Origin of the sequence: Streptomyces sp. NPDC060198, from assembly GCF_042728415.1 — a bacterium.
Lineage (GTDB): Bacteria > Actinomycetota > Actinomycetes > Streptomycetales > Streptomycetaceae > Streptomyces.
This window is the reverse complement of record NZ_JBHWZJ010000330.1, coordinates 1-7,832: the sequence shown is the minus strand read 5'-3', so window position 1 is coordinate 7,832 and position 7,832 is coordinate 1. Positions and strand designations below refer to the sequence as shown.

The window sequence follows — 7,832 nt, the reverse complement described above, 5'->3', positions numbered from 1 at the left end:
GCACCCGAGACGTTCCGGGGCGGCCTCTCGGCGTACGTACGGGCCCGCGCGGGCCGGACGGACCGGCCGGTCAGGGCTGGGGCTTGCCGTCCAGCTGCTCGATGGTGGCGTGGGACGGGCTCCGGCGGAACTGGAGGTCGCGGGCGACCGCCTCCGCGTCGCGCAGCACGCGTACCGCGTTGTGCCACGTGAGCTTGGCGAGGTCGGCCTCGGACCAGTTGCGGCGCAGCAGCTCCGCGATCAGGTTCGGGTAGCCGGAGACGTCTTCCAGGCCCTCGGGGAGGAACGCCGTTCCGTCGTAGTCGCCGCCGACGCCGATGTGGTCGACGCCGGCCACCTCGCGCATGTGGTCGAGGTGGTCCGCGATGGTGGCGACCGTGGCGACCGGGCGCGGGTTGGCTTCCTCGAAGTCCTCGTGGATGCGCATGGCCTGCGGGGAGGTGTCTAGGTGGTGCAGCCCGTGCTCGCGCATGTTCCGGTCGGCGGCCAGCGTCCACTCGACGGCGTCCGGCAGCACGAACTTGGGTACGAAGGTGGCCATCGCGACCCCGCCGTTGTCACGCAGCGAAAGCAGCACGTCGTCGGGGACGTTGCGCGGGTGGTCGCAGACGGCGCGGGCCGAGGAGTGCGAGAAGACGACGGGCGCCTCGCTGGTGGCGATGGCGTCGCGCATCGTGCCGGGTGACACGTGCGAGAGGTCGACCAGCATGCCGCAGCGGTTCATCTCGCGGACGACCTCGCGGCCGAACTCGGAGAGTCCGCCCAGGCGCGCGACGTCGGTCGCGGAGTCCGCCCAGTCGAGGTTGTCGTTGTGCGTCAGCGTCATGTAGCGGACGCCGAGGGTGTGCAGGGCACGGAGGGTGGCCAGCGAGTTGTTGATGGAGTGGCCGCCCTCGGCCCCCATCAGCGACGCGATACGGCCCTCGGTGCGGGCCGCCTCCATGTCGTCGGCGGTCAGCGCCCGGCGCAGGTGCGCGGGGTAGCGCGTCTGCATCTCGCCGACGATGTCGATCTGCTCCAGGGTGGCGCTGACGGCGTCGTCACCGCTGAGGTCGGAGCGCACGTACACCGACCAGAACTGCGCGCCGACGCCTCCGGCGCGGAGCCGGGGCAGGTCGGTGTGGAGGAGACCGCGCTGGTCCTGGGCGATGTCACGGGCGTTCAGGTCGTAACCGGCCTGCTCGCGCAGGGCCCACGGCAGGTCGTTGTGACCGTCGACGACGGGGTGGACGGCGAGGAGGTCGCGGGCCCGTCGCAGGCGGTCTGCGTGAGCCGTGGTTTCCGTCTGATTCATGGGCGGGGAGCCTACTGCCCGAAGCCGAAGGATTCGGAGCCTTCCACCTTGGCCCGCAGCCGCCGGCCCTTCTCGGTAGCCTGTTCGTTCAGTTCGCCGAGGAAGGTGGTCATCCTCTCGCGGAGCGCTTCGTCGCCGGTGGCGAGGATGCGGGCGGCGAGGAGTCCGGCGTTGCGCGCGCCGCCGACGGAGACGGTGGCGACGGGGATGCCGGCGGGCATCTGCACGATGGAGAGCAGGCTGTCCATGCCGTCCAGGTACTTCAGGGGTACCGGGACGCCGATGACGGGCAGCGGGGTGACGGAGGCCAGCATGCCGGGCAGGTGGGCGGCGCCGCCCGCGCCCGCGACGATCGCCTTGAGGCCGCGGCCGGCCGCCTGCTCGCCGTACGCGATCATCTCGCGGGGCATCCGGTGGGCGGAGACGACGTCCACCTCGTACGCGATGCCGAACTCGTCCAGGGCCTGGGCGGCTGCCTCCATGACGGGCCAGTCGGAGTCCGACCCCATGACGATGCCGACGACGGGTGCGGTGCGCGGGTCTGTCATTCGGTGATCGTCCCTCGGAGGTAGTCGGCCGCGTGCCGGGCGCGCTCCCGCACGTCCGCCAGATCGTCGCCGTAGGTGTTGACGTGTCCGACCTTGCGTCCGGGCTTCACGTCCTTGCCGTACATGTGGATCTTGAGCTGCGGGTCCCGGGCCATGCAGTGCAGGTAGCCCTGGTACATGTCGGGGTAGTCGCCGCCCAGGACGTTGCACATGACCGTCCAGGGCGCGCGCGGGCGCGGGTCGCCGAGCGGCAGGTCGAGCACGGCGCGGACGTGGTTGGCGAACTGCGAGGTGATCGCGCCGTCCTGGGTCCAGTGCCCGGAGTTGTGCGGGCGCATGGCCAGTTCGTTGACGAGGATGCCGGGCGTCCCGTCGTCGTCACGGGTCTCGAAGAGTTCGACGGCGAGGTGGCCGACGACCCCGAGTTCGGCGCCGATCCGCAGGGCGAGCTGCTGGGCCTCGCCGGCCAGCTTCTCGTCGAGGCCGGGGGCCGGGGCGATGACGGTGTCGCAGACGCCGTCGACCTGGACGGACTCCACGACGGGGTAGGCGACGGCCTGGCCGTGCGGGGAGCGGACGATGTTCGCCGCGAGCTCCCGTACGAAGGCGACCTTCTCCTCGGCGAGGACCGGGACTCCGGCGCGGAAGGGCTCGGCGGCGTCCGCCTCGGAGCGCACCACCCAGACGCCCTTGCCGTCGTAGCCGCCGCGCACGGTCTTGAGGATCACCGGGTAGCCGTCGCCCTCGCCCGCGAAGGCGGTGACGTCGGCGGGGTCCGTGACGATGCGGTGGCGGGGGCACGGTACGCCGAGTTCGGTGAGCCGGGCCCGCATCACGCCCTTGTCCTGGGCGTGCCGCAGGGCGTCGGGTCCGGGGCGGACGGCGATACCGTCGGCCTCCAGGGCGCGCAGGTGCTCGGTGGGCACGTGCTCGTGGTCGAAAGTGATCACGTCGCAGCCGCGTGCGAACGCGCGGAGGGTCTCCAGGTCGCGATAGTCGCCGATGACGACCTCGTTCACCACCTGGGCGGCCGAGTCCTGGGGAGTGTCACTGAGCAGCTTGAATGTCAGGCCGAGGGGGATACCCGCCTCGTGGGTCATGCGGGCGAGCTGACCGCCGCCGACCATGCCGACTACCGGGAACGTCACCACCCCAGGGTATCCGTCGTCCCGGTGGCCCCCGACTCTGGCCCGTAGGGCTGCCCGGGGAGCGCGCGGACGCCCTCGCCGGGTGCGCGGACTCGGCCCATGGGCGTCACACGGCCGGGCTGGTTAGCATGAGCGCGTTGACGAATCCGACCGGACGGGGCTGAACGATCACCATGAGCGAACGGGGCGCACTGCGAACCCGGCTTGATCGGCTGGCCCGGGAGGTCGCCAAGTTCGGCGTGGTCGGCGCGCTCGGGCTGGTGGTCAACATCGCCGTCTCCAACCTGATCTGGCGCACCACGGACATCCCGACGGTGCGGGCCGGGCTGATGGCCACCTGTGTGGCCATCCTCTTCAATTACGTCGGGTTCCGTCACTGGACCTACCGGGACCGCGACAAGAGCGGCCGGACCCGCGAGCTGACACTGTTCCTGCTGTTCAGCGCGGTGGGAGCGGTGATCGAGACGGGCGTGCTGTACGCCGCGACGTACGGCTTCGGCTGGGACACCCCGGTGCAGAGCAACGTCGCCAAGGTCGTGGGCATCGGGATCGCCACGCTCTTCCGCTTCTGGTCGTACCGCTCCTGGGTGTTCAAAACCCTCCCCGCGGAGGAGGCCCTGGTCGTCGCGGAGAAGCTTCCCGGACGACGACAGCCCTCCGAGCCGGTGGAGCCGGACCGCGTGGGGCACTGATCGCCCCTTCTCGGCCACCCGTCCCCGTCCTCCCGCCCGTCCCGCCGCCCGGTCCCGCTCTCAGCGGACCGGGCGTTCCTGTTCCTGGGGGGGTACGGGCGACGCTGCCGAGGAAGAGGGCGAAGACGGGCGGCTGCTGCTGGAGCAGTTCCAGCCTGCCGCCGTCCGCCTCGGCGAGGTCGCGGGCGACCGCGAGGCCGATGCCGGTGGAGTTGCGCCCACTGATGGAGCGTTCGAAGATCCGGGCTCCCAGGTCGGCGGGGACGCCCACGCCCTCGTCGGTGACCTCCACGACGATCTGGTTGCCGGTGACGCGGGTGCGCAGGGCGACCGTGCCGCCGCCGTGCATCAGCGCGTTCTCGATGAGGGCGGCGAGCACCTGGGCGACGGCTCCCGGGGTGCCGACCGCGCGCAGGCCGTGCCGGCCGGAGCGGACGACGGCGCGGCCCTCGCCGCGGTAGGCGGGGCGCCATTCCTCGATCTGCTGCTTGATGACCTCGTCGAGGTCGAAGACGACGGCGGAGCCGGTGCGCGGGTCCCGGGCGTTGGTCAGCAGCCGCTGGACGACGTCGGTGAGGCGCTCGACCTGGGTGAGGGCGATGTTCGCCTCCTCCTTCACCGTGTCCGGGTCGTCGGTGACGGAGATCTCCTCGATGCGCATGGAGAGTGCGGTCAGCGGGGTGCGCAGCTGGTGGGAGGCGTCCGCCGCGAGTCGGCGCTCGGCCGTCAGCATGCGGGCGATCCGCTCGGCGGAGGCGTCGAGGACGTCGGCGACCCGGTCCAGCTCGGGTACCCCGTACCGCTTGTGGCGGGGGCGCGGGTCGCCGGAGCCGAGGCGTTCGGCCGTCTCCGCGAGGTCGGTGAGCGGGGAGGTCAGCCGGTTGGCCTGGCGTACGGCGAGCAGGACCGCCGAGATGATCGCGAGGAGGGCGACCGCGCCGATGATCAGCAGGGTGCGGCCGACCTCGCGGGTGACGGCGGAGCGGGATTCCGCGACGGTGACCCGTTCGCCCTCCTCGCCGTCCACGACGGAGGTGATGGCGTTGCCGCCGGGGTGCGTGCCGACCTCGATCGGCGCCCGGCCGGGGAGTTCGACCCGGGCGTACCGGTCGCCGACGACCTGTTCGTCGAGCACGGCGGCGGTGATCCGTTCCTCGCCGAGCAGCCGGCTCTCCACGACGCTGATCAGCCGCAGCGCCTCGGAGTCCACGCTCTCCTGAGCGCTGTCGCTGATGGTGCGGGTCTCCACGAGGACCAGGGAGACGCCGAAGACGGCGATCACCACGAGCACCACGGAGAGTGTGGAGTTGATCAGTCGGCGGCGCATGAGGTGCTTCTGCCCGTCAGCTCTGGTCGAGAGGTCGACGTGTTCCGGTGTCCGTCAGGTTCGGGTCGCCGGTCCGGGGCGGCGGTCCTGGTCCCGGACCGCCGCCGGCGGCTCAGCTCTTCTCGAACCGGAAGCCGACGCCGCGGACGGTCGCGATGTAGCGGGGGTTGGCGGCGTCGTCACCGAGCTTCTTGCGGAGCCAGGAGATGTGCATGTCCAGGGTCTTCGTCGACGACCACCAGGTGGTGTCCCAGACCTCGCGCATCAGCTGGTCGCGGGTGACGACCCGGCCGGCGTCCCGGACCAGCACCCGGAGCAGGTCGAACTCCTTCGCGGTGAGCTGGAGTTCCTCGTCACCCATCCAGGCGCGGTGCGACTCGACGTCGATCCGCACGCCGTGGGTGGCGGGCTGCGGGGCGGGCTCGGCGGCACCGCGCCTCAGCAGAGCGCGGACGCGGGCCAGGAGCTCCGCGAGCCGGAAGGGCTTGGTGACGTAGTCGTCGGCGCCGGCGTCCAGGCCGACCACCGTGTCGACCTCGTCGGCGCGGGCGGTCAGCACCAGGATGGGCACGGCGTGGCCGTCGGCGCGGAGCCGACGGGCTACTTCGAGACCGTCCATTCCGGGCAGTCCCAGGTCGAGGACGACCAGGTCGACGCCGCCCTGGAGTCCGGCGTCGAGCGCGGTCGGGCCGTCCTGACGGACCTCGACCTCGTAACCCTCCCGACGCAGGGCGCGGGCCAGCGGCTCCGAGATGGATGCGTCGTCCTCGGCGAGCAGTACACGGGTCATGGGGTGATGGTAGTCCGCGAGGGGGGCCCGGAGTGAGGCCCCGGAAAACGCCTTCGGACCAAGGGGCCATCCCCGTAGAGACCTTCGAAAGATCGACTGTGGTTCCAGTCCTACCTGTGATCGATGTCTCATACTCTTCCATATGGTGCAAGGTCGTGTCGTATGGTGTTGCGACGCCTGTTGCACTAATGGGGACCTTTGGGCAGCGTTTCGCGCCGAAGGTCCCTTTCATGTGCGGGCTGGTTCCCGCCAGTCTTGACAACGAGTGAATGACCTGTGGGCCGGGCCCGGAGCGCGAGGATGCGCACCGGGCGTGGATCCCGATGCGGTCGGTCCCCCGTCTCCTTACCTCCCCACGAGGACGGAAGGCGGAGTGAGTCCCCTTTCAGGCGAGGGGCAGGGGCCCTGAACGCGTCGGTGCCGGCTACCCCCCACCGGGCGCGTCCCCGCTTCCACGGCGGTGACACGTCCCCATCAGCAAGGATCGACCATGGCGTCCAGCCTGACGAAGGAAACCGCCGGCCAGACCGGCGGGGCGACCTTCTTCGGCCACCCCCGCGGCCTGGCCACGCTCTTCATGACCGAGATGTGGGAGCGTTTCTCCTACTACGGCATGAGGGCCCTGCTCCCCCTTTACCTGATCGCTCCCAACGGGCTCCACATGAACCCGGCCACGGCGACGGCGATCTACTCGGTCTACCTGTCGCTCGTCTACCTGCTGGCGATGCCCGGCGGTTGGTTCGGCGACCGGGTCTGGGGTCCGCGCAAAACCGTGGCCGTCGCCGGCGCGGTGATCATGGTCGGTCACCTCGTACTGGCCCTGCCCTCCGAGGGCACGTTCTTCGTCGGCCTCGGGCTCGTGGCCATCGGGTCCGGCCTGCTGAAGTCCAACATCTCGACGATGGTCGGCCACCTCTACGACGGCCCGGACGACCCGCGTCGCGACGGTGGCTTCACGATCTTCTACATGGGCATCAACCTCGGCGGCTTCGCGGCCCCGCTGGTGATCGGCACCGTCGGCGAGAACGTCAACTGGCACCTCGGCTTCGCCCTCGCCGCCCTCGGCATGGCGCTGGGTGTCGCCCAGTTCCTGCTCGGCAGCCGCCACCTGGACGCGCGCAGCTTCGAGACTCCGAAGCCGCTCTCGGCCAAGGAGCGCGCCTCCACGCTGCGCAAGTCGATGATCTGGCTGGCGATCGCCGCCGTCTTCTACATCGTCACGGTCGCCACCGGCGTCTACACGCTGAACTGGCTGCTGGTCCCGATCACGGTGGCCGGTCTGGTCATCCCGGTCATGGTCCTCGCGCGCATCAAGCGCGACAAGGACCTGAGCGCCACCGAGCAGTCGAAGGTCTCCGGCTACATCTGGTTCTTCGTCGCCGCCGCGCTCTTCTGGATGATCTACGACCAGGGCGGCTCGACGATGGCGATCTTCGCCGAGTCGTCGGCGCGGAACACGGTGTTCGGCTGGGAGTTCCCGGTCTCCTGGTACCAGTCGGTCAACCCGGTCCTGATCATGGCCCTGGCACCGGTCTTCGCCGCCTTCTGGATGGCGCTGAACCGCCGCGGCAAGGAGCCGAGCACGATCGTGAAGTTCAGCTCCGGCCTGGTGCTGGTCGGTGCGTCGTTCTTCCTCTTCCTGGCGCCGCTGACCATCGCCACCGACGGCCACCAGGCCGCCGCGATGTGGCTGGTCGCGATCTACTTCGTGCAGACCGTCGGTGAGCTGACGCTCTCCCCGGTCGGCCTCTCGGTCACCACGAAGATGGCTCCGGCCAAGTACGCCAGCCAGATGATGGGTGTGTGGTTCCTCGCGGTCACCGCGGGCGACTGCACCACCGGCCTGCTCTCCATCGCGGGCGTGGACCTCAACGGCACCGGCATCGTCACCCTGCAGGCCGCGCTCGCGGTCCTCGCGGGCGTCGCGATCTACATGTACCGCGGCAAGGTGAAGAAGCTCATGGGCGACGTGCGCTGACGCGCGACGCGCCGCCACGGCGGAGGGCCGCCGCACCGAGTGATCGGTGCGGCGG

The 7,832-nt window shown here is 70.6% G+C and carries 7 protein-coding genes; 2 read left to right on the top strand and 5 right to left on the bottom strand.

Going from position 1 to position 7,832, the window contains the following annotated elements:
- Positions 1-70 precede the first annotated feature (70 nt).
- Genes ACFWEP_RS28200 through ACFWEP_RS28190 form a run of 3 tightly spaced genes read right to left on the bottom strand, consistent with a single transcriptional unit; the run spans position 71 to position 2,969 of the window.
- On the bottom strand, positions 71-1,294 hold the full coding sequence (locus ACFWEP_RS28200; protein ID WP_387374102.1) for a dipeptidase: 1,224 nt from the start codon (positions 1,292-1,294) through the stop codon (positions 71-73).
- 11 nt (positions 1,295-1,305) lie between these two features.
- Positions 1,306-1,842, bottom strand: coding sequence for a 5-(carboxyamino)imidazole ribonucleotide mutase (gene purE, locus ACFWEP_RS28195; RefSeq protein WP_387374100.1), 537 nt, complete (start codon positions 1,840-1,842; stop codon positions 1,306-1,308).
- Positions 1,839-2,969 carry a 5-(carboxyamino)imidazole ribonucleotide synthase gene (locus ACFWEP_RS28190; RefSeq protein ID WP_387374104.1) on the bottom strand — a complete coding sequence of 377 codons (1,131 nt, stop codon included), beginning with the start codon at positions 2,967-2,969 and terminating at the stop codon, positions 1,839-1,841. The genes purE and ACFWEP_RS28190 overlap by 4 nt, the downstream gene beginning before the upstream one ends.
- A gap of 194 nt (positions 2,970-3,163) precedes the next feature.
- Here ACFWEP_RS28190 and ACFWEP_RS28185 point away from each other — a divergent pair, with 194 nt between their 5' ends.
- Positions 3,164-3,682 carry a GtrA family protein gene (locus ACFWEP_RS28185; protein ID WP_387374098.1) on the top strand — a complete coding sequence of 173 codons (519 nt, stop codon included), beginning with the start codon at positions 3,164-3,166 and terminating at the stop codon, positions 3,680-3,682.
- On the opposite strand, the gene ACFWEP_RS28180 is transcribed toward ACFWEP_RS28185, so the two are convergent.
- Both ACFWEP_RS28180 and ACFWEP_RS28175 read right to left on the bottom strand, forming a co-directional pair.
- Entirely contained in the window at positions 3,582-5,009 is a 1,428-nt protein-coding gene (locus ACFWEP_RS28180; RefSeq protein ID WP_387374097.1) for an ATP-binding protein, read from the bottom strand. The two genes, ACFWEP_RS28185 and ACFWEP_RS28180, sit on opposite strands and share 101 nt — an antisense overlap.
- Positions 5,010-5,121: 112 nt before the next feature.
- On the bottom strand, positions 5,122-5,799 hold the full coding sequence (locus tag ACFWEP_RS28175; RefSeq protein WP_327176135.1) for a response regulator transcription factor: 678 nt from the start codon (positions 5,797-5,799) through the stop codon (positions 5,122-5,124).
- Between the two features lie 490 nt (positions 5,800-6,289).
- Here ACFWEP_RS28175 and ACFWEP_RS28170 point away from each other — a divergent pair, with 490 nt between their 5' ends.
- Positions 6,290-7,777, top strand: a complete 1,488-nt coding sequence (locus ACFWEP_RS28170) for an oligopeptide:H+ symporter (protein WP_387374095.1) — start codon at positions 6,290-6,292, stop codon at positions 7,775-7,777.
- Positions 7,778-7,832: the final 55 nt, after the last annotated feature.